General features: G+C 53.4%; 15 protein-coding genes. 7 read left to right on the top strand and 8 right to left on the bottom strand.

The features are described 5' to 3' along the window. The first annotated feature begins 9 nt into the window (after nucleotides 1-9). A complete protein-coding gene (uvsE, locus tag OU421_RS02465; RefSeq protein ID WP_268187023.1) occupies nucleotides 10-1,017 on the top strand; it encodes a UV DNA damage repair endonuclease UvsE in 1,008 nt (335 codons plus the stop codon). 81 nt (nucleotides 1,018-1,098) lie between these two features. Here the strand turns inward: uvsE and OU421_RS02460 are convergent, their stop codons facing one another. The 4 genes from OU421_RS02460 to kamA all read right to left on the bottom strand — a co-directional run bounded on the left by OU421_RS02460 (nucleotide 1,099) and on the right by kamA (nucleotide 5,453). After that, nucleotides 1,099-1,788 (bottom strand): MarC family protein, encoded by a 690-nt coding sequence (locus tag OU421_RS02460; protein WP_268187022.1) that lies wholly within the window; start codon nucleotides 1,786-1,788, stop codon nucleotides 1,099-1,101. A gap of 119 nt (nucleotides 1,789-1,907) precedes the next feature. Further along, on the bottom strand, nucleotides 1,908-3,254 hold the full coding sequence (locus OU421_RS02455; protein WP_268187021.1) for a deoxyribodipyrimidine photo-lyase: 1,347 nt from the start codon (nucleotides 3,252-3,254) through the stop codon (nucleotides 1,908-1,910). A 50-nt stretch (nucleotides 3,255-3,304) separates the two neighbouring features. After that, nucleotides 3,305-4,147 carry a putative beta-lysine N-acetyltransferase gene (ablB, locus tag OU421_RS02450; protein WP_268187020.1) on the bottom strand — a complete coding sequence of 281 codons (843 nt, stop codon included), beginning with the start codon at nucleotides 4,145-4,147 and terminating at the stop codon, nucleotides 3,305-3,307. Further along, on the bottom strand, nucleotides 4,140-5,453 hold the full coding sequence (gene kamA / locus OU421_RS02445; RefSeq protein ID WP_268187019.1) for a lysine 2,3-aminomutase: 1,314 nt from the start codon (nucleotides 5,451-5,453) through the stop codon (nucleotides 4,140-4,142). The genes ablB and kamA overlap by 8 nt, the downstream gene beginning before the upstream one ends. A gap of 1,068 nt (nucleotides 5,454-6,521) precedes the next feature. Between kamA and OU421_RS02440 the strand changes: the two genes are divergently transcribed. Beyond that, nucleotides 6,522-6,992: a hypothetical protein gene (locus OU421_RS02440; RefSeq protein WP_268187018.1), complete on the top strand. Its 471-nt coding sequence runs from the start codon at nucleotides 6,522-6,524 to the stop codon at nucleotides 6,990-6,992. Nucleotides 6,993-7,168: 176 nt separating this feature from the next. On the opposite strand, the gene polX is transcribed toward OU421_RS02440, so the two are convergent. Next, nucleotides 7,169-8,926 carry a DNA polymerase/3'-5' exonuclease PolX gene (polX, locus tag OU421_RS02435; protein ID WP_268187017.1) on the bottom strand — a complete coding sequence of 586 codons (1,758 nt, stop codon included), beginning with the start codon at nucleotides 8,924-8,926 and terminating at the stop codon, nucleotides 7,169-7,171. Between the two features lie 318 nt (nucleotides 8,927-9,244). Between polX and OU421_RS02430 the strand changes: the two genes are divergently transcribed. The 4 genes from OU421_RS02430 (at nucleotide 9,245) to OU421_RS02415 (ending at nucleotide 13,982) form a co-directional block, all read left to right on the top strand. Continuing rightward, a complete protein-coding gene (locus tag OU421_RS02430) occupies nucleotides 9,245-11,104 on the top strand; it encodes a PAS domain S-box protein (RefSeq protein ID WP_268187016.1) in 1,860 nt (619 codons plus the stop codon). Between the two features lie 111 nt (nucleotides 11,105-11,215). Further along, entirely contained in the window at nucleotides 11,216-11,695 is a 480-nt protein-coding gene (locus tag OU421_RS02425; protein WP_268187015.1) for a HEAT repeat domain-containing protein, read from the top strand. Nucleotides 11,696-12,058: 363 nt separating this feature from the next. Further along, entirely contained in the window at nucleotides 12,059-12,931 is an 873-nt protein-coding gene (locus OU421_RS02420; RefSeq protein ID WP_268187014.1) for an META domain-containing protein, read from the top strand. A 199-nt stretch (nucleotides 12,932-13,130) separates the two neighbouring features. Beyond that, nucleotides 13,131-13,982, top strand: coding sequence for a hypothetical protein (locus OU421_RS02415; protein ID WP_268187013.1), 852 nt, complete (start codon nucleotides 13,131-13,133; stop codon nucleotides 13,980-13,982). Between the two features lie 56 nt (nucleotides 13,983-14,038). Here OU421_RS02415 and OU421_RS02410 read toward each other — a convergent pair whose 3' ends face one another. Then, a complete protein-coding gene (locus tag OU421_RS02410; RefSeq protein ID WP_268187012.1) occupies nucleotides 14,039-15,538 on the bottom strand; it encodes an MFS transporter in 1,500 nt (499 codons plus the stop codon). A 142-nt stretch (nucleotides 15,539-15,680) separates the two neighbouring features. Continuing rightward, nucleotides 15,681-16,400 carry a hypothetical protein gene (locus tag OU421_RS02405; protein ID WP_268187011.1) on the bottom strand — a complete coding sequence of 240 codons (720 nt, stop codon included), beginning with the start codon at nucleotides 16,398-16,400 and terminating at the stop codon, nucleotides 15,681-15,683. Between the two features lie 131 nt (nucleotides 16,401-16,531). Here OU421_RS02405 and OU421_RS02400 point away from each other — a divergent pair, with 131 nt between their 5' ends. Further along, nucleotides 16,532-17,851: a cobyrinate a,c-diamide synthase gene (locus tag OU421_RS02400; protein ID WP_268187010.1), complete on the top strand. Its 1,320-nt coding sequence runs from the start codon at nucleotides 16,532-16,534 to the stop codon at nucleotides 17,849-17,851. A gap of 398 nt (nucleotides 17,852-18,249) precedes the next feature. On the opposite strand, the gene OU421_RS02395 is transcribed toward OU421_RS02400, so the two are convergent. Further along, entirely contained in the window at nucleotides 18,250-23,301 is a 5,052-nt protein-coding gene (locus OU421_RS02395; protein WP_268187009.1) for a cobaltochelatase subunit CobN, read from the bottom strand. Nucleotides 23,302-23,483 lie beyond the last annotated feature (182 nt).

Here is a 23,483-nt window from a genome sequence, read left to right as displayed (position 1 = left end):
CGGTGCAGTGTGGGAGAGGGTACTGTCCCCGACGGCATTATGATATCTGTTCAGGAAGCGGGAGTTGCTCACACCGGCAGATATAACCCATGGGGGCGAACACTCTCCCGTCTGACCATGAAGATCGGGTACCCCTGCATCAACCAGTCGCTCCCCTGCCGGAGCAGCCGGACATTCCGCCTCCGGTCATACACCGACGAGCGCCTGCTCTCGACGGTGGAGGGGAATCTCCGGTGTCTGGGAGAGATACTCCGGTATAATGCGTCTAACGGGATTCTCTTCTTCCGCATCACCTCAGACCTTGTTCCGTTTGCTTCGCACCCGGTCTGCACCGCGGACTGGCAGGAGTCCTTACAAGAGGAGTTCGCTGCGATTGGGACGTATATCCGCGACCATCATATGCGGATTTCCATGCACCCGGATCAGTTCATTGTGCTCAACGCAAAAGACCCGGATGTGCTTGAGAGAAGCGTTGCTGAACTCGCCTATCACGCGGAGGTGCTTGACCTCCTCGGCCTTGACGCGACCGCAAAGATCCAGCTCCATGTCGGGGGGGTATATGGTGACCGGGAGGAGAGCATTGGCCGGTTCATTGACCGGTATCTCTCCCTGGACGAGCCGATTGTCCGCCGTCTTGTGATCGAAAACGATGATCGCCGGTACACGTCCCGCGAGTGTCTGCGGATTCATGCGGAGACCGGGATACCGGTCATATTCGACACCCTTCATCACCGGGTGAACGCCTCGGGTGAGGAACCGGTGGCGGATATCTTCCCGGAGGTGGCGACGACATGGGGGCCTTCGGATGGCATCCCGATGGTGGACTACAGCACGCAGGACACAAAGGGGCGGCCGGGAAAGCATGCAGCCACAATTGATATAGACGATCTTCTCCGGTTCACAGGAGAGATCCGCCCTTTGGATGTCGATATCATGCTTGAAATAAAGGACAAGGAAGCAAGTGCTCTCAGGGCCCTTGCGGCGCTAAAATCAGATGTACGACTCATCCGGCGGTGATAGTGACGGTATGGCGGATGATAGGCATTCCTTTCCTGCCGGAAGATGGTGACGGCCGGGTAAAAAAATAGGGGGGGCGTATTATGTCCCTGCCGCCGTGGCGGACATATTGGTGTGAATGAAGGTTGCCACCATATCCCCTGCCCCTTCGGCAAACATCTGCACCGCAATGCCAAGGAGAATGATGCCAAACACCCGCACCACGATCTCAAGTCCCTGTGGTCCCAATACCCGCATGATAGGGTCTGAGGAGAGGTTACAGAGGACGATCATAAGACAGATGACGGCAACGACCCCGATGGCACCGATGAGACACCCATTGGCAACTGCCTGATGGCCATAGAGGACAGAGACGGTGATCGTCGCCGCCCCGACATAGATCGGAATGACAAGGGGGACGAGTATGGTGGGTATGTAGGCTTCCGCTGCCTTCCACGGCGTAGTCGCATGTTCGGATGAGGTGGCTGCATGCACCTGTTCGGTATGGGTTCCACTGATCATGGACATTGCAATCGTTACAAGGATGATAGCCCCTGCTATCTGGAATGCCGGCAGTGATATTCCAAAGAAGGAGAGCACAGAGGAGCCGAAGAACATACAGAGCACGATGGTCGCAAAGATGACCGGGCCAAGAAGGATAGCGATGGCCTGGCGGATGCGTGTACTGGACGCATCTTTAGTGTACATGATAAAAAACGGGAGATTGCCGATAGGGTTTGCTATGGCAAAAAGGGCCGCAAAGAAGGCGACGAAGAAGGCCGTCTGATCCATGCTGAACATAAACCTGACAGGCTGATGAATCTTTGGAAATCACGCTGACGCATTACGCGTTCTGCTCCCTGCCCTTATTAGGGAGAGAGAATGCCGGAATCTCCCCCCTGTGCAGCGTGTCATCCTTTTTTGTATGTATCACCGAACCGGGCCGCATACCGGCCGGCATCGAACTTTCGCCGGAGCCCTTTGGCATTCATGTATCTCACCTTCCCGAAGACGGGCCGCTCCTTCCATGCCCGGTCATGCTTTCCGAAACACCAGGCAATGCCCGCGTAACTGTTCGGGTCACGCCCGTCCAGTTCATAGCGGTTGTTCAGGGTGAGGAGAGTGTTATATGCCTCTTCAGGTGTTTGTGACCATTCGATGACCTTCTTTCCCCAGTACATCCGCATGTAGCCGTGCATCTTCCCGGTCATCCGCATCTCGGTTTGTGCGGCGTTCCAGTAGGGGTCATGGGTCAATGCCTCCTCCAGTTCCCTGAGGGTATACACGTATTCGCGGGGATCACGGGCGTGTTCTGCAAGCGTCTTCTTCGCCCAGTCCGGGAGGCAGGCAGGTGTTGCGTAGTCGGGGTCGTAGTGCACAAAGTTCATCGAGAGTTCACGGCGGACGATGAGTTCTTCGAGATATGCGGCGGCGTTCTCTCCATTTCCTCTGTGTCCCCTGACCCGGAGTGCGACTTCGAGGGGTGAAATCTGCCCGAAGTGGAGGTATGGACTCATGCAGGAGAGGACATCCGCGTTCGGGTCGTTCCGTCCTGTTGCGTATCGGCTGAGTTTCCCGGTCATAAACCATTCAAGGAGACGGCGGGCTTCGGAGAGTCCCCCCGCGAAAGCAGCAGGCCCGGCGTCCTCAAGCGGGTTGAGGGAACGTATGAGGTCTTCCGGCCGGTCCAATGGGAGCGTTTCATATTCCGTGGGAGCTCCCCTGACCGTCACCGCTGGTGTTGGTGACTGCATTGGGAAGTGGTCGAGGTGGGGAGTGATCCGCCGCCGAAAGGTTGCCGCTGACCATTCCTCTTTGTGGGAGGCGACCTCCACCGGGACGATGACGTCCCCTTCGACTTCGATGAACGGGATGTCCAGCCGTTCTGCAAGGCGGGAGCGGTCCTCACGCTGGCCCCGCAGGTATCCCCGGTCGGTGACCACCAGGCATGCATCCTCTGCAAGGACGGGAACCACTTCATGCGGCGGGCCGCTCCTGAGCATAAATGTGATGCCCTGCTCTTCCAGCAGATGTTGGGTTTCGGTGAGTCCTTCCAGCATGAACCTGAGGTGGCGGATTTGCCGCCCCTCACCCCGTGGGTCAAGACAGAAACAGACCAAAACCGGTTTATGAAGCTGGTTTGCCTCCCGGATGGCGGCGTCCAGCGCAGCGTTCCGCTCTGCCCGCTGGGATGCCTGCATCCAGTAGAGGACATAGTCACCCCGCCCGATGTCGTGGTGCGTGAGGTGGCGTTCCATGCCGTATTCTCAGGCGGGAAGATGATAAAAGGGATGGGGTGGGGCAGAAATCATTCCCCAAGCGACCGGTACCAGACGTTCATGCTCTCGAACGCCCCGCAGATCTGGGTGTTGTTGATGAGTGTCCCGCCGAACCGGTACCCGGCACGGGCGAAGGTGATGGTGATGGGATAAAAGGCGGCCCGTGCGATGGTGTAGACGGTGCAGATACCGGCCCGCCGCATCTCTTCTTCCATGGTCTGCAGCAGCACCGGGCAAAACCCCCTGCCGCGGGCGGCCGGATGGGTCGCAAAGTCCGTCATCTCCGCGTTTTGGCCTGCGTGGTCAACCTCAGCTGACGAGGCCGCGACCACTGTGTCCCCGTTTTTGATGAGGAAGTAGCGGACATCATCGTCCATTGTATCCCGGAGATAGGCGGGGTCATGAACGGGGAAGGGATAGGTTGCAAAGACCTCCCGGTAGAGTGCAGCGAGTGCCGGTGCGTCATCCGGGGTTGCTTCAGCGATCTCGTACCCGTCCGGGAGCGGACATGTCGTGGGGGTTGCAGCTGTCTTTTTTGCAGCCGTCAGCACATCACTAATGGCTGTTTTTGCCTCTCCGGCGTCGGCCCGTGACGGGTCCGGGTAGCGGGCCAGAAACCAGCCGTCTTCTGTACCGCCGTACATGCCGGGGATATGTGCCTCGATGCGGTATCCGGCTTCCGTGAACTTCTCTTTGGCAGCGTCCGGAACCTTCACAAAGAGTTTTGAGTAGCCGTGTTTTTCTGCGAGTGCTTCGATTGCCGGGATGACGGTTTCCGTCTCCCCCGGTGCGAGATGCATCAGGTAGACGCGGTCATTGGAGGGGCCGTGCTGGATGAGGGAGGCACCGAGACGGGCAATCTGGTCATTCATCGGAACGCCTGTCGATACGCTCGGTGTCCTGCGGGATCAGCATGTAGGTGTCATCATAATCCGAGAGGAGTTTTTCAAGGCCGACCGCCTTCGACTCATCGGCGTCATCCAGTTTCAGCTGGAGGGTGCAGGCCTCGCAGTTGCGGTCGCAGTAGACCGGCTCATAGCAGTCGGGTTCCCGGTAGGTGGAGATGACACCTTCGTAGTTGCGCAGCACCACCTTGTTCGTTGACCACGAGAGGAGGTAGTTGGGCATCACCGGGATCTTGCCACCGCCGCCCGGGGCATCGATGACATAGGTCGGGACCGCAAATCCGCTGGTATGGCCGATGAGGCTCTCGATGATCTCGATACCCTTGCCCACGGGGGTGCGGAAGTGGGCAAGCCCTTCGGAGAGGTCGCACTGGTAGAGATAATACGGGCGGACCCGCTCACGGACGAGTTTGTGCATGAGGTTCTTCATGATTCGCGGGCAGTCGTTGACGCCTGCAAGGAGCACCGTCTGGTTGCCGAGGGGGATGCCTGCATCGGCGAGTTTCCGGAGGGCCTCGCGGGATGATGCGGTGATCTCCCGTGGGTGGTTGAAGTGAGTGTTGAGATAGAGCGGATGGTGCTTTTGCAGGACACGGACGAGGTCATAGGTGATCCGGTAGGGAAGAACCACGGGGACACGGCTGCCGATCCGGATGACTTCGACATGCGGGATGGCCCGCAGTTCGGTAAGGATCCAGTCGAGGTATTCGTCGGGCAGCATGAGGGGGTCACCCCCGGAGAGGAGGACGTCACGGATAGCAGGGTGTTCGGCGATGTAGTTGAGCCCCTCGCGGATGGCGTCCCGGTCCGGGATGGAGTCGATGTCACCCACCCGCCGTTTACGGGTGCAATGACGGCAGTACATGGCGCAGACATTACTGACGAGAAAGAGTACCCGGTCGGGGTAGCGGTGGGTGATACAGGCGGCGGGGCTGTCGGTATCTTCTGCAAGGGGGTCTGGCATGTCGCAGTCCTCGATGATGAGCTCTGCTTCAGAGGGGACGGCCTGCATGAAGACGGGGTCGTTTTCGTAGTCCTCTGCCTCGATGAGCGAGAGGTAGTACGGGGTGATGCTGAGAGGGAATGTGTCAATCGTCTCTTCAAGTCGGGCCCGTTTTTCGGGAGGAAGCCGGATGCCCAGCAGCCGTTCGGCGGTTGCAATGTCTTTAATGGCATGACGAATCTGCCATTGCCAGTCTTTCCATTGGGAGAGTTGTGAGTCAGGATCGATTTTGGCAGCAATCTGCTGCTGATTGGATGAGTAAATGGTCATGAATATTCAGTCCGGTTTGGATTATCTGATTGGAATTGATTTTGCAGGTGATGAAGGGAGCAATCGTTTCGCGAAGCATAGGGTCCCCTCTTCTGTAATCTGCATGATAGGCATATCAACGCAATCGGTGCCGTATTTGAAGGTATTGCACCCCTGCCCATGTACCTCTCTTGTTCACCCCATATATGTGTTGTGGAAAAAACGGCAATTTGTGCCTTAATTGGAGAAATGCGCTTCAATTTGGTTATATTTTGATCTACAGGGGCCATTGCTGTATTGGCGGGGGTATCGTACAAATAATTGATATTTATCGATAATTTAGGAAAATATTGGATTTTTGTCCGTTTTTTGGCGGGTGTGTCCGAATCTGAGTGAATATTACCCATTTTATCTGATTTTGGTGGCGATGTGGTGTTTGTTTTGGATGATTTTGTACTATTATGGGTATAATCTGCGGATTTTCCTAAATTTTGGCAGAGATCATCGATATTTTAGGGCTCTTTTTGTTATTCCCTCGTATGTTCCGGTCGATATGTGCAGATAGCCCGGTGTATCATTGTTTTGGACATTTTTTTCGCATTGGGAGGAGTTATTGAGAAATAAAATAGAATCTACGGTCATGACGATTGTCTGCAAAAAGATCGGTATATGGAAGGGGATCAGCAGGGTGTTGCAGCAGATGAACGTGACAGATCCCAATTTTGAATCTGGTCATGTGATGACCAATTGTTCCAGATAATTCTTTAATACGGTCAATAATTGCTCGAATGAAATATCGTGTGCAAATTGCTATTTTATGTAAATTATAAATTTAAAACGGGTGTTAAATATTGATTTAAATGCCGAACGGTGGATTTTCTGTCGCCAAAACATATATGTGGTTTGAGGAGTATTTGGGGGATTATCTCTGGGGGGGGATGCGTTGGGTGAGAGCCTGATGAAAAATTATTTCGTATGCACGAATTCTGATTTTCATCAGGCCGTATATGTTGAGTATAACCTTCTCCAGGGTGTCAACGTAAGGATGGTACCCGGGGAAATGCCCTAGGTAAACGGAGGTAAGAGAAAATGAAGAGGATTTATGTGGGGTTGATTGCATGTGCCCTTCTGTTTGCGATAACATGTGTCGCACCGGTAATGAGCTGTGAAGCGAATTACTGCAAGGTTAATGGCGGAGGTCAGGTGTATGATGAAGATATCGGTGATGTTACGATTGCCTTTCATGCTCAGGGGCCCTGCACAGAAGATACGAACGGAGCGGATAGCGAAGTAAAGGGACAGGTTACAATCGTCTACCACGATACGAAAGAAAAATTAAAGTTAGACGTAGAGAAGATCATTTGGTGCTTAGATGGCGGGTATTATACCAATGCCGTTCTCTCTCTGGAAGACGGATACGCCCTCTTTGTTTGTGATCATGGAGAAGGTTCAAAGATGGTTGGGGATGACCATGTATGTTTCGCGAATTCACAGGGCGATACGATTTTTTGCGGTATATTAAGCGGTAATGCACAAGTACGGTTATCAGAAGCAACGTAATAATCCCAATCGTTCTATTTTTCATATACTGATTTTTGGATAGTTATCACTACTTTATCGTTATTTGAGAGACAGGGTATTTCCATTGGGAAGAGGGAAGCAGGGAACTTCACCGTGCATATACTTGTGTTCACATACTTTCATCAGCGTTGTTACTGGCTGTGTGTTCAATATCCTTACGTTTCCAGCCACTTCCGCAGCCCCGCAAGCGTCCGGGTATTGAGGATATCTGCTTCTTCCAGCCATCCCCGCCGTGCCACTGCGACACCGAAGTCCAGATACCCAAGATGGTTGGTGTGGTGGGCATCCGTCCCGATACCTATCATCACACCAAATGTGCGTGCCCGGCGGCAGTGAACGTCGGAGAGGTCGAGTCGGGAGGGAAATGCGTTGATTTCCATCAGGACATTGGCTGCCGCTGCCGCTTCAAAGACTGCGTCCATATCAAGGGCGTATGGCTCCCGTTTCTGGATGAGCCGGCCGGTGGGGTGGCCGATCATGTCAATGTGGTCGTTATGGATGGCGGTTTGCATCCGTTCGGTCATCTCTTTTTTCGTCTGCCGGAACCCGGAGTGGATGCTCGCAACGACAAAGTCGAGATCGCGGAGGATCTCCTTTCTGACATCCGGGTTGCCGTCGCGGTCGATGTTCGCCTCAATGCCGTGCAGGATGGTGATGTCATTGAGGTCACGGTTCAGGTCTGCGATCTCTTTTCCCTGTTCGCGGATTCTGTCGTCTGTCATGCCATGGGCGACGGCGAGCCCTGCCGAGTGATCGCAGATGGTGATATATTCGCACCCCCGTTCCCGTGCCGCCTCTGCCATTTCCCGGATGGTATGGGCCCCGTCACTCCAGCGGGTATGTACGTGCAGGTCACCCTTCACCGCATCATACCCGATGAGTGTTGGGAGGGCTCCCGCTGCTGCGGCCTCGACCTCACCCCTGTTCTCACGCAGTTCAGGCGGGATGAAGGCGAGGTCAAGCGCCCGATAGATCTCTTCCTCATGGGTACGGGCGATCAAGGTCTCCCCCTCGCGTGCAAAGAGACCGTATTCGTTCAGTTTCCATCCCCGTTCGATGGCCCGCTGCCGCAGGTGGATGTTGTGGCCCTTTGAACCGGTGAAGTACTGAAGGGCGGCGCCGAATGCCTCTTCCTGCACCACGCGGAGGTCGACATGCAGGTCCGCTGCGAGCACAACGGAGGAGCGTTTCGGCCCCTGCATCAGCACCCGCTGCACCTCCGGCAGGGAGCAGAAGAACGCAGAGACAGCATCCGGGTCGTCGGCGGCAACAAGAATGTCCACATCCCCGATGGTCTCTTTGCGGCGCCGAATAGAGCCCGCGAGGCAGACCCTGAGGACCGCCGGATGTCCCCGAAGCTGTGCTTCTATTGTCTCTGCATCGGGGAGAATGTACCCGAGGAGAAATCGGTTCGTCCGTCCCTTCAGGGCTTCAATCCCTTCTTTTATCTGTTTCTCTGATTGTGCGCCAAATCCTTTCATCCTGCGCAGCCGGTGCTGATCGACGGCCGTCTCGAGCTCTTCGATACTGGTGATCCCGAGCTCGGTCGAAAGCCGGCGGGCTGTTTTTGGCCCGATCCCTTCGATCTTCATCAGGTCCCGTAGACCGGATGGCTGTTTGTTTCGAAGCGTGTCGAGTGCCGGGAGGTGTCCCTCGTCGATGATCGTCGTAATCTTTGCGGCGATAGCTGTTCCCACGCCGGCAATTGCCTCAAGTTCCCCGCGTTCGGCGATGGCTGTTATGTCCTCATCCAAAGCCGTAATGGCACGTGCCGCCCGGAGATAGGCCTGTGGTTTGAATGCCACTCCTTCCAGGGTGAGGAGATCGGCCATCTCACGGAAGATGGCGGCTACATCTTTGTTTGTCACCATAGTTCCACCCGTCCCGGTCCGCCTGTGATCCTGCCGCTGCATCTTTGTTTCACCCCTTTTCCGGAAGTTGGTATTGCTCTCCGTAGAACAGGGAACCTCTTAAAGACACCCCTCCTCTCTTTTTGCTCACCGGACTGTGCCCTGCAGCAGGAATTGCGGGGTACGGCAAGTCTCCGGGAACACATCACCCGGAATAGCTCCGTGAGGCGGTAACACTCCATATTTCTACAGAAATGGTCATCCTTCTTTGACTGGCACAGTAATTTATAGCAGGATGGTATTAGACGCTCAATTGTCATGGAGCGGGAGCAAGGTTCCCCGGATCGCATCCTGAATACCCTCCGATTTCGGCCACGGGGGATGACAATTACTGAGATTGCCAAAGCGACCCGCATCACCCGAAATTCTGTTGCCAAGTACCTCGAGGTATTGCGGATGGGAGGACAGGTGGATATGCATGAAGTCGGCAACGCAAAGGTCTACTCTCTCGCCCAGCGAGTTCCCCTCTCCGCCTTTCTCTGTTTTACCCGTGACCTGATTGTAGTACTTGACGAATATGGCACGGTTCTGCAGGCAAATGATCGCCTGCTCGGTCTCGCCGCCCTTGAGAAAGCGGACGTCATCGGAAAGAATGTCCGGGAAACTGCGCTCCCCATTATATCTGCTGAAGAGACGCTCTCTCTCATTGAAGGGGTCAAGTGTGAGCAGTGTGTCAAAGATATCCGGTATCCCCACCGGAATTCCGAGCTCTTCTTCCGGATGCAGGTGTTCCCCACCGTCTTTGCGGACGGCGGACAGGGTCATACCGTCGTTCTGGAGGACACCACTGATAAGCAGAGGTGTCTTCGAAATATGGCGTTTCTCGCAGAAACGGCGATGGAGTTTGTGGATCTTCCTGAGGAGACGGATATCTACACGCGTATTGCAGGTATGATCCGCGAATTTGTTCCGTATGGACGGGTTTTTATTCAGTCCTATGACGACAAGACAAATCAGTTCGTCATCCGGGCGGTTGAAGATCAGGCATTCCGCGACACCCTCGCCACCATCATCGAGCGTGATCCGGTGGGGATGGTCTTCCCTCTGGGAGAGGTATTACATTCGCCCTTTCTTGATGACCCTGCAGCGATTGAACGGGGCATTCGCAAGATCACATTGGGGTCCACGTCCGGGGACGGGTCTCTCTCCTTCTATGACCTGGCCTTCCATTGTATTCCGGCAGATATCTGTGATCGCATTGTATCTTCAATGAACCTGAAAACAGTCTATGTGGCGTTTCTTGTATGGAAGGGCAGCCTCCTCGGAGATGTCGGCATCTTTGTGTCGGAGGATGAAGATGTGGGTGACCTTCGGGCGCTGGAGTCCCTCATCCGGCAGGCCTCGATCGCCATCAGCAGGCGGATGACCGAGGAGCGGCTCCGGCGGAGCAACGAGCGGTTCCGAGAGGTCGTTGAACATTTTCCCTTCCCGGCAGCCATTCTCGATGCAAAGGGTTGTTTCACCTTCATCAATCATGCATTCACCCGGATGTTTGGGTATAAGGTCACAGATATCCGGACTGAAAGGGAGTGGATGGAACTGGCCTTCCCTGACCCGGTGCTGCGGAGCACGGTGATCGCGGGATGGCGGACGGACTGTCGGGAGGCGAAGGTGAATCAGGTTCGGACCCGCAGGTTGCCGGTACAGTGCAAAGACGGGGATATGAGGAGCATCCTGATCCGGGCGATGACTCTCTGCGATGCCACGCAGTTCCTCACCTTCGAAGATATCACCGAACTGCGACGGGCACATTCTGTTCTTCTCGCCGATATTGCCAACCTAATGCATGCCTCTGATGACCTGCGCCTGCAGAGCAAAGCTCTCTTTGCGTTGGGTGCGCCGGTCGCTATTACGAACGGTGGTGAGATCAAATATGCAAACCCGGCATTTCTGATGCGGTGGGGATATTCTTCGGTTGCAGAGTTGGCAGAACGTCCGGTGGAAGACTTCTGGACCAAGGGTGATGAAGACAGCAATGAAATGTACCCGGCAGCAGAAGTCAGTGACGAAGCAGCGGTGCTGACAGCCCACAGACGGAATGGGTCCACCTTTTATGTGGTTGCAATTCCTGCCCCTGTACGGAACACCGACGGGGTGATGATGGGGACCGTGCTCCTCTTCCAGGATATGGCTACGGTCCCGGAAGAACATGATACGGGTTCCAACCCTTTACAATTATAAAATGGTATGCAATACGGCACTGTACTGCTTTCAGGGAGGCAAAGCTGCATTGAAAATTACTATTGTTACAGAAGTCTATGCGGGATATGACATACAAGGGGGGAGAATGTGATGTCAGAAGAAGAATCCAACGAGACAGGGGTGACACGCATTGTGAAGCAGATGCAGGGGCCGGATACCTATGCGAGCCTGCAGGCAATGCAATCCCTGCGGGAGTATGGGGAAGATGCGATCCCGCACCTTATAGAACTGCTCTCAGGTGGAGACCAGAACCTTCGCTGGCGGGCTGCTATGGCACTTGCCCATGTGGGCGAACCGTCCGTCGGGCCCCTGCTGGAGATAGTGACTACCCGGGATGATACGGTCAGAAATCCTGCCATTTGGGCGCTTGCCGAGATTAAAAGTCCCCATGCGGTGGAACCGCTTGTCCGCATCCTGGAGCAGGAGTCCTCCGAGTGCTGCCGTGTCCTGACGGCAGCGGCCCTGCTGAAGATTGACCATCCCACTGGTATCGATGCGGTGAACCGGGAGATCGAACGCTCCGGTGAGGAATTCCACGGAATGGTGACTGAGGCCTTTGTCGGGTCATAATCGAATTTTCCATTTTTTTGCAGATTCCTGCATCAGTCTTTCAGGAGTTCATGTGTTTAATCGATTGCCTTCGTTCTTTTCTGGTTCCTGTTCATCCTGTGGATGTCTGCCCGGTTTTCTGTACCTCTCAGGTTACACCCGGCTCCTGCAAGCAGCTGCAGATACGACCATCGTGATAGTTTCGATGCTGTCTCTTTTTCCTCTTGGTGAAAGAGATGGTTATTCGGTGTCTTTGAAGGCGTTGTGTGGTGGATCAAAAAAGGTCATTATGGCTATATTTTTAATATTTGTTGGTGTATTGACTTCCAATTTATTCGAAGTCAAAGGTTTGTTTATGCTGTTTGTTTGACAATGAGATAGTGTATGACAACGAAGAACAGCCGGAAAACAGGCATATCAATCCTCTTTGGAACAGCCCTTGTTCTGGGAATCTGTCTGTTCAGTGCAGGGTGCCTTTCTGCATCCCCCGGCACGGATGGTGACGCCCTGAATGGAACAGATACCAAAACAGATCGTGCACCGGGATTAAACGGAACCCACTGGCTGCTGACATCCTATGATACTGTGACAGGGGGAATGAACTCTGTCATCGAAGGGTCGGAGATTACCCTTGAATTCGATGAAGACGGTGGTATCGCAGGCTCTGCCGGTGTTAACCGGTATTTCGCATCTTATGAATCTGATGGCGATGCACTCTCATTCGGGCTCATCGGGAGCACCATGATGGCCGGGCCTGAAGACCTGATGACGCAGGAGACGGATTACCTCACACTGCTCAACGAAACCGTTTCCTTCAGTGGTGTCGGAGATGAACTGAACCTCTGCGATTCAGACGGAAACGTCCTGCTTGTCTTTGAGAGGGCCGTGCCGCCGGCAGCCGTGCCTCTGACGGGAACCACGTGGATGCTTACCTCATACAATAACGGCAATGAAGCAGTTGTCTCTGTCATCGCGGGAACGGAGATCACCCTGAACCTTGATGAAGATGGGGAAATCGCAGGTTCTGCCGGGTGCAACACGTACTTCGCTTCTTACGAAACTGATGGCAATGCACTCTCGTTTGGAATGATCGGTTCAACCGAGATGTTCTGCGAAGAACCTGAAGGGATCATGGCACAGGAGACTACCTATCTAAACCTCCTGAACACGGCAGCAGGCTACGTAATTGAGCGAGATTCCTTAACTGTGCAGGACTCGTCAGGGAAGACCATACTGACATTCACCGCGACAGTTTAGAACATGAGCCCACCTGTTTGTCCGTCATTTCTGTGACGAAACGAAAACCGCGGAAGAAATATCGAATATCCGGCAAAGATATCCTGATATCTTCCATTTTTATCAAAAACACCGGGCAGACATTTTACATCGAACAGTTTTCCTTCCTGAAAACAGATAAAAACGTATTTATCCCTCCTCTGTTCGAAGATATTTTATTATGTTGAATCTTCCGGATGATGCGGGGAGAATAAATCTTGCGATCATTGTTCTGATTATCGTTCTGATCATGTTCTCTGTAATTATCATGGGATTTTTTCATTTCACTGCAACGGAGAGTGCACAATCGGTGTATATCTACGAACTGAAATTCTCCACATCAGAGCCGATTGACAATGTAACCCTTCTGATTCCGGTTCCTTCGTATTACAATCCGGAAACCGGACAAAATGAGACGGTCATCAATATGTCCAGTGTCAGTTTCAAAAATGTTGACCATGCCGGCAGTATATCGACGAAAATAGAGCCGGTAAACGGTGTTCCCATGCTGAACATATCGGCTGACCGAATAACTCCTCTCTATAAAAACCGGATTGAACCAATTGCGATTCTGCCGGGCCAAAACGAGTCCGAACTTCCACAGCCAACGCACATCTATTCAGACAGCTATTCTGAAGAAACGCCTCTCCTGATTGAATTGGAGCTGCATATGTATGATAGTGATGCCGGGCATGAGATTGATACCAAATCGCCGGTCGGAAATGAGCCGCTCTTCATGCCATACCGTATTCAGGTAAATTTCCACGGTGCTGAAGGAGGGATGTATGATGGCTCCTATCTGAGCGAAGGTGATGCCGGTTCTTTCATCGAGGTGCCGTTTATCCTGTCATATACTGCTGATGATCACAATGTCCTCACTATTTCCACTGAGTTCCAGGGGATAAACCAGTGGTGGGTTGGGGGATGGCAGTCGAATTCATACCATGAGAGAATATCCCATGAGTTTACCGGGGAGGCGAACGGGACATATTGGGTGAAAGGTGTTCTGGTAACCGGGGATGGAGTGTACTGATTCATGTCAGGCCGGGGGGGCAAAAATGAATTGGGTGGTGAATGGTATCCGTATGGTCAGATCATCCCGGGCAGGTCTGTACTTTCTCCATCTGATTCGCGATAATCCGGGTGAACTTCCTGTTTTGCAATGAGGGTCAGCACGAGAATCGCGATTCCGAGAATTAGTGCTGCGAGAAATGCGATGTCAAATCCTGCCGTGAGAATCTCCAGTTTGATATTGACGGGCGCCTCGCTTGTGATATGCCGGTGTTCGGCCACCAGCAGCATCCCCTGGATGAAGATGAGGTTGAAGAGCGCGATGCCTATTGTCATCGGAGCAAAGCGCTCCAGGCTGGTCAGGCTGGAGACCATGCCCTGGTATTTCCTTGCAACAGAATTCATGATCATATTGGAGGCAGGGGTGACGATAAGCCCAAGCCCGAATCCGACCAGAAGCAGGCAGAGGACGACGTATCCCGTTCCGGTTTCGGTGTGCAGGCGGGTGAGGAGATAGTATCCGACTACGAGCACCGCCGCTGCTGCAATGCAGAGGGGCCGTCCTCCTGTCCTGTTGAAGAGCGCTCCGGCAAGAATGCCTGCTATCATCATCGCGATGGATAGAGACGTGAGGATGAGGCCTGCCGTCGAAGAGTCGTATCCCTGCACATACTGGAGGTAAAACGGCAGGAGGTAGTTGATGCCCGCAAAACTCAGGAAGACGAGTACCATGATCAGATTGGTGAAGAGGAAGTTCCTCTTTGCAAAGAGCCTGAGCTCGAGAAGAGGTTCTTTTGCACGCAGTTCGTTCACCACGAAAGACCCCAGGGAGACCGCTGCGATGCCCAGTGCGAGAAGGATAGGGGCAGACGTCCACCCGAGATCCTGCCCCTCCGATACGGCGAAGAGGAGCGTTGCAAGACCGATGAAGATAAGAGCTGCCCCCGACCGGTCGAAGTCGGTCAGGTTTCGAATGCTTCCGGTTGCACCGCCGGGGATGACTTTCAGCCCGAGAATGACGGCGATGATGCCGACCGGTACATTAATGAAGAAGATCCAGTGCCATGAGATGTACTGGGTGAGCATACCACCCACTGTCGGGCCAATGGCGGTACCCAGCGCAGCGATGGTCATGATTATTCCCATCGCCCTGCCCTTCTGTTCCATGGGAATGAACGCAGTCACCATGGCAGGTGCGATGGCGGTGATCATCGCACCGCCGATGCCCTGGAAGACCCGTGAACCGATAAGGGTGATAAAGGAGTCGAAGAGTTCCGGCAGAAATCCGCAGAAGAACGACCCGAGAGTGAAGATGACGAACCCCGAAAGAAAGATCCGTTTGAACCCGATGATATCCGAGATCTTCCCGACAATAAGAACCGCGCCTGCCATGACGAGGAGATAGGCGGTCGCGACCCAGCTGACCGTACTCGACGAGACGTCAAAGGCTTGGGAGATGGTGGGGAGGGCGATGTTTACGATAGTCCCGTCCAGTGCGGACATGAAGGTGGCAAGCGAGATGGCGAGAATCAGAAGGCCAAAACCGGTGTCCGATGGCGGTGGGGTCGGTTCATCCATAGTAGAGAGATAAGGGTGTTGTGGTTTATAGCCGTTGCATTTTTTTGTTGTAATGAGTCAACCGGTTGGTTCAGCGGCATGGATATTTGACGGCCAATAATTGTCTATACAGATATGGGATGGGCCGGCGGCATAGTCCGTTTCAGTCACCCGGCTTCCCGCAGGTGAGTGCGGTTGCAACCCCGTGGCATCGGCACGCAGTCGCAACCCATGCCGTATCCGCACCTGTGTTTTGGAGGTCTGCGATGGCACAGGTGAGGTCTTCTGTCAGGATATATCCCAGACCGGGGCCGAACTGCCGGCTTTCGATGATCACGGCAGGTGTGGGTCGTGTTTCTGTATCATCACCGGGGCACGCGGTTAGGGATTCGCGGAGCAGGGCAAAAAGGGGTTCTGCACGCCGAACGCCGGTCACCGGACAAGCAGGTGGTGCGGGGCAGTGGTCCGGGCAGCGGCCGACGCGGTTGAGGGAACAATAGATGTCAGCACCGTTGCGGCCGACCACCAGCTTGTCCGGGATGCAGCTGTCCATTGCGGCGGCGCCGACCGGATCGGGACGGAGTCCTGTGATGGCGGAGATGATGCCGGCAGCGACATGGACGGGCACGGTGGGGAAGATCCGCTCCGGACGGCAGCGGGCGATCACGTCCGCTGTTTCTGCGATGCCGCCCTGGATGAACCCGGCACCTGCCGGGGGGAGGCCTGAAACCGCAAGTTCATCCATCGTAATCGAAGGGATCTGCCGGTGTGTCCGGAGTATACATGCAGGGTCTGTGTCCAGAACGACCACGGGAGTCTTGTCCTGTTGGAGTTTTTGAAAGGCATGCTCGCCGTATTTGCCGCCGCCGATGATTACGTCCATCTCTGTTTTCCCTCTGCGGAGTGGTTGTCAGTGAAGCCGCATAAGCCATCTGCATTGGGTGGGCAGGGGGTCACCGGTATGGTGCCATAAAACAGAACAACAAAAATGGTTAAGATACAATTTATGTTTCAATGATTCCCACCATCATCATCGCCGGCACCCACAGCGGGTGCGGAAAGACCACCATCTCGGGTGCACTGATGTCCGCTCTCGTGAAACGGGGGCTCATCGTCCAGCCGTTCAAAGTCGGCCCGGATTTTATTGACCCCACCCATCACACCGCTATATGCGGGAGACAGTCCCGGAACCTTGACCCCTATATGATGGGAGAGGACGGGGTCATTGACACGTTCACGCGTGCGTCTGCCGGTGCCGATATTGCCGTGATTGAAGGAGTCATGGGCCTTTTTGACGGGCTTGAAGGGGAGGACACCGGCAGCACCGCACATGTGGCAAAGATTCTTGGCTGTCCGGTTGTTCTGGTTGTTGATGCAAAAGGTGCCTCACGCAGTGTTAATGCGCAGGTGTTGGGGTTTGCCACATTTGACCGGAATGTGAACATCGGTGGTGCCATCTTCAACCGGGTCGGCAGTAAACGACACGCAGCGATGATTGCGGTGTCTCTTGCCGCACCTGCGTTCGGGTATGTCCCCTGGGATAGGGAGAAAAGTGTTGAGAGCAGGCATCTCGGTCTCCAGATGGCACATGAAACCAGTTCAATTTCTGAATTCAGGGATATTCTTGAGGAGAACTGTGATGTCGATGCAATCATAGGAATTGCACAGAGCAATTTTGCTGTCCGGGACGGTGAACCTGATGGTGCTCTTACGGCACATGCGGTCCGGATTGGGGTTGCCTATGATCCGGCCTTCAATTTCTATTACGCGGATAATTTTGACCGGCTACGACATGCGGGTGCAGAACTGGTCTTCTTCAGTCCCCTCACAGAGCACCTGCCTGATGTGGATGCACTGTATTTCGGCGGCGGATATCCCGAACTTCACCGCACAGAACTGGAACAATCGCCCTGCAGGGCAGAGGTGAAGAGGGCAGCAGACAGGGGACTTCCCATCTATGCAGAATGCGGGGGGCTTACCTATCTCACGGAGAGTATCGAGATGGACGGCATACGCACAAAGATGTGCGGTGTCATACCGGCGGAGACGGTGAAGATGGGGCGGTTTCAGGCACTGGGATATGTGGATGCAGCGTGCACGGCAGAAGACTGTCTCCTTCCGAAAGGAACCTCATACCGGGGGCATGAATTCCATTATACCAAAGTGGATGCCGCCGCAGATGTGCGGTTCGCCCTTGAATTAAAGCGTGGCCGTGGTATTGAAGACGGCAAAGACGGGATTTATCTTCAGAATGTGCTGGCAGGGTATACCCATGCATATTTCACGGAAAAAATGGCATCCGGGCTGGTGCATACCATTCAGTCTGTGCAATGAGGTACTGAACCGGATATTGATCCGGATATCAAATCCGTCGCAGGGTATGGGAATTGGGCTGTTTTTACCCCTGAGCAGTTCTGATTTTTGGTATCGGTCTCATTCTCTCTTTTTCTCTCTTCTGCCCCCCCTGTCTCTTGTATTCTCCTGAGCGTTTTTCCAAATCTAACCTTTAATGTAATGTCCTTTTTTTATGAATTTGCCAAATTCATGGTTTCGTTTTTTCCATTCGGTACACAGTGTCGCACTTTACGAAAACATTTCAGGGTTTTTCCTCTCGGTAAAACAAGGTCTGAAAAAAGGGTTGGGGCAGCGGAAATCCGTGCCCGTGTTCTCTGTTTATCCCCCCTTTTGACATCCGGTCATTTCAGGGGAGTCAGAGGATTTGGAGTCCGGTATTATATTTTCTTCCACCGGATACCTACAAAGACGGCAGCGATGATAATGCACACGATGATAATCGGTGCAATGGGTGTGCTGGTTGATCCGCTGTCCGCGTTATTTTTCGTAACTTTCTCCATCACCTGTCCGGAGACACCGACATCGGGTGGTGCCACCTGAGGAGCAGCGGGTTCCTGTGCGTTTTCACCATATCCGCCGGTGACTGTCGTGTTGGTCATGGATTCCGCACCGGACTGGTCGTCCTCCACTGCCAACGGTATCTCCGTTGTTGGTGCCGCTGCCGCTGCAGTCTGCTTCAGCACTTCTGCTGACGGGTCATCAGAGCTGTCATCAGCGTTTTTCTGCGCCAAGGCATTCATCACACCCTGAATATAGCTTGAAAGTGCAAGGTTACCGCATGTGTGGTGGCAGCATGTAACACCATTCGTCCGGACAGACTCCTGGTATTCACGTGCAAGTGTTTCCAGTGCTTCACTGTCAGCGTCCCAGTAGCCTTTGCGGGCGGCTTCCATCATCCGTCCGACCATGGACTGGTATGCGTAGGGGTTCTCGGCGAAGAATTCATCGAGACCGAGATTGTTCTTGTCATTGACATAGACATCAAAGACCTTGTCCCAGACATCGCTCGAGATGATGTCAGGGTTTGTCACACTCCATCCCCAGAGGTTCTCCAGGAATTTTTTGTCCATGTAGCGTGCCCCTGCATAGCCGTGTTCCATCATCCCTTCAATCCATTTCGGATTGAAATAACGTGCATCCAGTTCTTTCAGGATGAAATCACTGAGGGTTGTGGTCTGCGGTTTGCCGGCGGACCGGAGATCGGTGATGAACATATCAGGCCCTGTGCCTGAGATTGACTTAATCACCATTGAGAGACCTCCGAAATACTGGAAACAGTCGTCGTTGTCAACAAGTCCGTAGAGATTGGAACTCCGGCTGTGGACCGCTGCATCTACATCCCCGAGGTTATCCCGGAAGAGAGCTTTGTTTGGTTCGCCCCAGTCTTCGCCATTATAGACATATCCCAGTTTACTGAGGTAGAGGTCAGTGAGTTTGTCCTCATTCTCCCATGTGTCACTGGAATCAATCGCAGAAGACAGGCCGGTGCCGTATGCACCCGGTGCGGCGGAGAATATTCTTGACATTGAGAGGCGCCGGGCGGTTTCCTCGTCATATCCGTTGGTGATGAGCGTTGCATACAGCTCCTCGCTGTTCTCTGACACATAGTTCGGATAGAGGTCGTCTTCGGCCTGTGCTGCAAGGCGTACTGCATCATCGAGCAGTTCAATTTTATCCGAGAAAGTATCCCTGTAGAGTCCTGATGCGATAAAGACCACATCAATTCTGGGCCGTCCGAGTTCAGCGGACGGGATGAGTTCCACGCCTTTGACCTTCCCTTTGCTCCATACAGGTTTTACCCCGAGAAGGTAGAGTGCTTCACATTCTGTCACACCCTCATGACGCATCGATTCACATGCCCAGAGGACAAATGCTGCCTTGTCAGGATAGGCACCGTCGTGTGCTTCGCCGTACTGCTCGAGCATCTCCTCTGCCATCTGCACACCGACATTCCATGCCTCCTCTGTGGGCATCAGTCGTGAGTCAAAGGAGTGGAAATTGTTGCCGGTGGGGAGACTTTCAGGGCTTCTGACCGGATCGCCGCCGGTATTGGGTGGGATATAGCCGCCGCCAAGCGCATTGATGATTGCGGGGATTTCAACAGAGCACGCTTCGATGTCTGCGGCATAATCGATTGCCGTGTTCAGGTCTGCGGTTACAGCAGCTGAAGAATCGCCGAGAACGGTTTCCTGTGCCGCTGCAGGGTCGGTTCCATTGAGAAGCACTTCTGTAAGGAGGGCTTCAATGACCGTGCAGTTGCCGTGTGCCGCTGAAATACTATCCGGTTCCGGATAGATGGTTCCGACATCTTCCTCAAACTCCTCACCGAGCATCGCCCTGACGAGGGATACAAGATCGCCATCTTCCGGCGGTTCCCCGAGAATATGCAGTCCATAGGGGATGAACTCGTCACCGAGTTCGTGCAGGTACTCGTGGAGGTCACCGTTGATGAATTCGCTGAATTCGTCATCCGACATCGCCTCAATCTCATCTACGGAGCAGTCGAGGGTGGCGTTGATATTCATCTCCTGGTACAGGGTGGTGATGCTTTTCCGGTATTCCTCTTTCACGGTGATGTTTGTTGCACTGTATGCGTGTATCTTTTCGTGAAGAGTCGAAAAGTCACCGTATAGACCTGCCGCAACGATTGGCGGAGTCAGGTGGTCAATAATGACGGCATTGCCTCTCCTCTTTGCCTGTGTTCCTTCACCGAGTCCGTCCATAATGTATGGGTAGATGTTGGGAATGTCACCAATGAGGAGCGGTGGCCAGTCGTCTGTTGCGGAGAGTCCACGTTCTTTTCCGGGGAGCCACTCCTGCGTGCCGTGTCTTCCGAAGTGCACAATGGCGTCAGCATCAAACTGATTCTGCAGCCAGAGATAGAAGGCGATATACTGGTGGTGGGGAGGAAGATCTGTGTCGTGGTACAGTACTGCCTCGTCCTGCAGCCATCCTCTGGTAGGCTGTGGAGTAAGAATTACATTACCAAAGGAGACGGTGGGAATCACAAGATAGTCCTGTCCGCCGTTGTTATAGACCATGATCTCGCCAGGTGGCTCTCCCCATTTCGCGATCACCTCTTCCTGCTTGTCTGCCGGGAGCTCGTGGAACCATTCAGCATACTGTTCGGCAGGAAGCAGGACCACGTCCCCTTCTTCTACCATGCTGTCAAGCTCTCCGGGAGCCCATGTACCGACATTTCTTCCCTGAAGGAGCATCAGGTCAAGGAGTTCGTCCTCGGTTGGGACCTCGCCATCAATTGCGTAGCCCTCATCCTCCATGGCATCCAGGAGATTGGTCAGACTCGGCACGATGTCAAGGTAGCTGGCGCCAAGATTGTCCCTGCCACCGCCGTGGTTATAGTAGACTATGGCGACTTTTTTCCCGGAATTTGCGTTGTTTCTGAGATCTGAGAGTGCAATGACTCTTTCTACAAGCCAGCTGATCTGTTCTGCGACAGGGGTGATGGGGCGGAATCCGATAGCCTCTGTCCGGGGATCAATTCCTCTGCCAGCGGTCCAGATGAACTCAGTCTGGCCGTCCAGTTCCGGCATTCCGATGGAGTAACCGACCTTTGAGGAAGTGATGCCGTCCGTGCAGTTCACCCACTCTTCCGGTGTTTTTGAATAGTCCACCAGAGCGTTGATGATTGGTATGTTGTAGGTGGTGAGCTCCTCAATTCCTCTCTCGGGATTTGACCCTGAGCCATAGAACCTGAAGCATCGGGTGTTGACGATGGCGTCGACGACCGGAACTCCGTCTTTGACGAAGAAGCGGTCAATGACGTGTGGATTATTATAATCCAGGAAGACAGTAAGGATGTTTGCGCCCTGTGCCTCGAATTCTCTCATGATCGCATGGTCACCAGCGAGATCGCCTGATTTGTAGTGGCTGTCATAGAAGATGATGCCAATCGTTGGTTTTGTCAGATCGTAGGTGCCGTTTGTGGCGTACCATTCCATGTAGGCGTCCAGAGTCTCAAACAGCTCTTCCGAGTCAGGGTGATAAATACACTCTGAAGGGGTCTGAATAGGATCCTCGATGGGGATATCGGCACCACAGATGGCGGCACTGAGATAATTAATCAGTCTCTGTGCATTCTCTGGTCCACTGTTCTCCCAGTATTCTTCCACATACGCATGGGGAGTCATATTGACGGTCCCCAGGTACTCATATGTCCCTGCATGGATGACCGCTACCGGAACGCCTGCAGCGGTTGCGTTGTTCACCGCAGGTTCAATGATGTCGATACCTGCACCAAACATCTCCATGAAGATCAGGTCATATCCGGTAAGGTTAAGATCATCCGGCAGGAGTTTGGATGAATAGACCGTGACATTTGCGGGGCACTTCTCTCCTGCTTCAAGATACATCGGGACATAGCTTTCTCCACCGATGATGATCACAATCGAGAGTTCTTCCCCTTCTGCTTCTGCGAGGAGTGTTGCCTGCTGCCGGAGGAGCGCTGTTTCATTTCCGAAGTAGGTCTCCTCGATATGCCGGAGCAGGTTCAGGACGTTTTCATCGCCGCCTTCTTCCCACAACTGAATAATCGTCTCGTCTGCGGGAGTTCCAATGGTGGAATTGACCGGTGCTTCATACACCACAAGGGTCGTGTTCTCAGTGATGGCCGAATCAATCAGTGCCAGCGTTCCGTTATTGACAGATGCGGCAAAGATCAGTTCATCTGCACTGAAGTCATGAAGTCCTGCTTCTGTTTCATTGCAGAGTGTGACAATCAGATCTGTCATGCCGGTTGCATTGGTAACCGAACTCTGTCTTTCCGGATCATTGGTAATGATGGTAATGACGTGTTCGGTTTCACATTCCGGTATGACAGGCGGATCTACAGGGGTATCATTTTCGAAGTAGATATTGTCCATGTAGACAATCATATTGTGGAAGTTCTCTGTACAGCAGTTGGTCCAGTATGCTGTAATGGTAGCATCTGCCGGTGTTCCAACATCCATCCCGTCGGGAAGGTCGTAGACCACTACTGACACATTCGGTTTCATCGTAGCACAGATCTGTTCCAGTGCTGCTTCATCCACGGACGCGGCAAAGATGAGTGCTTCCGAAGAAAAATCGTATGTGAGCGCTTCGGAATTATTCAGGAGTGTTACGTCCAGTGGTGCATCCAGAGTGGCGTTATTCAGATCGTCTGTGTTGCAGGGATCTCCTGTGACGATCGCCAGTCTGTGGCGTTCCATCACCGGTGCTTCCGGTGCGGGTGTTGTTTCTGCTGTCGGTACCGGTATTTCAACTTCTGTGACGTTCTCCTGAATCTCTTCTGTTACAGATTCATATGGTGTTGTCACATTCATTCCCGAATTGCCCATTTCCTCTGCTGCTGCCGGTGCAACGATCAGGAAAACAATGAGCATCATGGCACAGAGCCACTCCCATCGGTTTTTTTCGTTTAATCTCATGTATACCTCAATTATCCGGTGTGGCGGGTTGGCCGACCGAACTGAAAATTATTTTGAGTTAAAGTAAATTAAATTGTCTATTTGTAACTTAACTTGTTTGAGGGGGTATAAAATGATAGACAAACATGGATCAAAACAGATGCCCCCTTCGTGAAGGGGGGGTTGTTGTAATGTGAAATAAT

Origin of the sequence: Methanogenium organophilum (assembly GCF_026684035.1) — an archaeon.
Classification (GTDB): domain Archaea; phylum Halobacteriota; class Methanomicrobia; order Methanomicrobiales; family Methanomicrobiaceae; genus Methanogenium; species Methanogenium organophilum.
This window is presented reverse-complemented; position numbering and strand designations above follow the sequence as displayed.

Bases quoted from the DNA above. Each gene is read 5' to 3' on its own strand.
- OU421_RS02440 (WP_268187018.1), top strand. From the start codon at position 6,522: ATGAAGAGGATTTATGTGGGGTTGATTGCATGTGCCCTTCTGTTTGCG.
- OU421_RS02405 (WP_268187011.1), bottom strand. From the start codon at position 16,400: ATGGACGTAATCATCGGCGGCGGCAAATACGGCGAGCATGCCTTTCAA.
- kamA (WP_268187019.1), bottom strand. From the start codon at position 5,453: ATGACCATTTACTCATCCAATCAGCAGCAGATTGCTGCCAAAATCGAT.
- OU421_RS02425 (WP_268187015.1), top strand. From the start codon at position 11,216: ATGTCAGAAGAAGAATCCAACGAGACAGGGGTGACACGCATTGTGAAG.
- OU421_RS02455 (WP_268187021.1), bottom strand. From the start codon at position 3,254: ATGGAACGCCACCTCACGCACCACGACATCGGGCGGGGTGACTATGTC.
- polX (WP_268187017.1), bottom strand. From the start codon at position 8,926: ATGCAGCGGCAGGATCACAGGCGGACCGGGACGGGTGGAACTATGGTG.
- OU421_RS02410 (WP_268187012.1), bottom strand. From the start codon at position 15,538: ATGGATGAACCGACCCCACCGCCATCGGACACCGGTTTTGGCCTTCTG.
- OU421_RS02420 (WP_268187014.1), top strand. From the start codon at position 12,059: ATGACAACGAAGAACAGCCGGAAAACAGGCATATCAATCCTCTTTGGA.
- ablB (WP_268187020.1), bottom strand. From the start codon at position 4,147: ATGAATGACCAGATTGCCCGTCTCGGTGCCTCCCTCATCCAGCACGGC.
- OU421_RS02460 (WP_268187022.1), bottom strand. From the start codon at position 1,788: ATGGATCAGACGGCCTTCTTCGTCGCCTTCTTTGCGGCCCTTTTTGCC.
- OU421_RS02415 (WP_268187013.1), top strand. From the start codon at position 13,131: ATGTTGAATCTTCCGGATGATGCGGGGAGAATAAATCTTGCGATCATT.
- OU421_RS02395 (WP_268187009.1), bottom strand. From the start codon at position 23,301: ATGAGATTAAACGAAAAAAACCGATGGGAGTGGCTCTGTGCCATGATG.
- OU421_RS02430 (WP_268187016.1), top strand. From the start codon at position 9,245: ATGACAATTACTGAGATTGCCAAAGCGACCCGCATCACCCGAAATTCT.
- OU421_RS02400 (WP_268187010.1), top strand. From the start codon at position 16,532: ATGATTCCCACCATCATCATCGCCGGCACCCACAGCGGGTGCGGAAAG.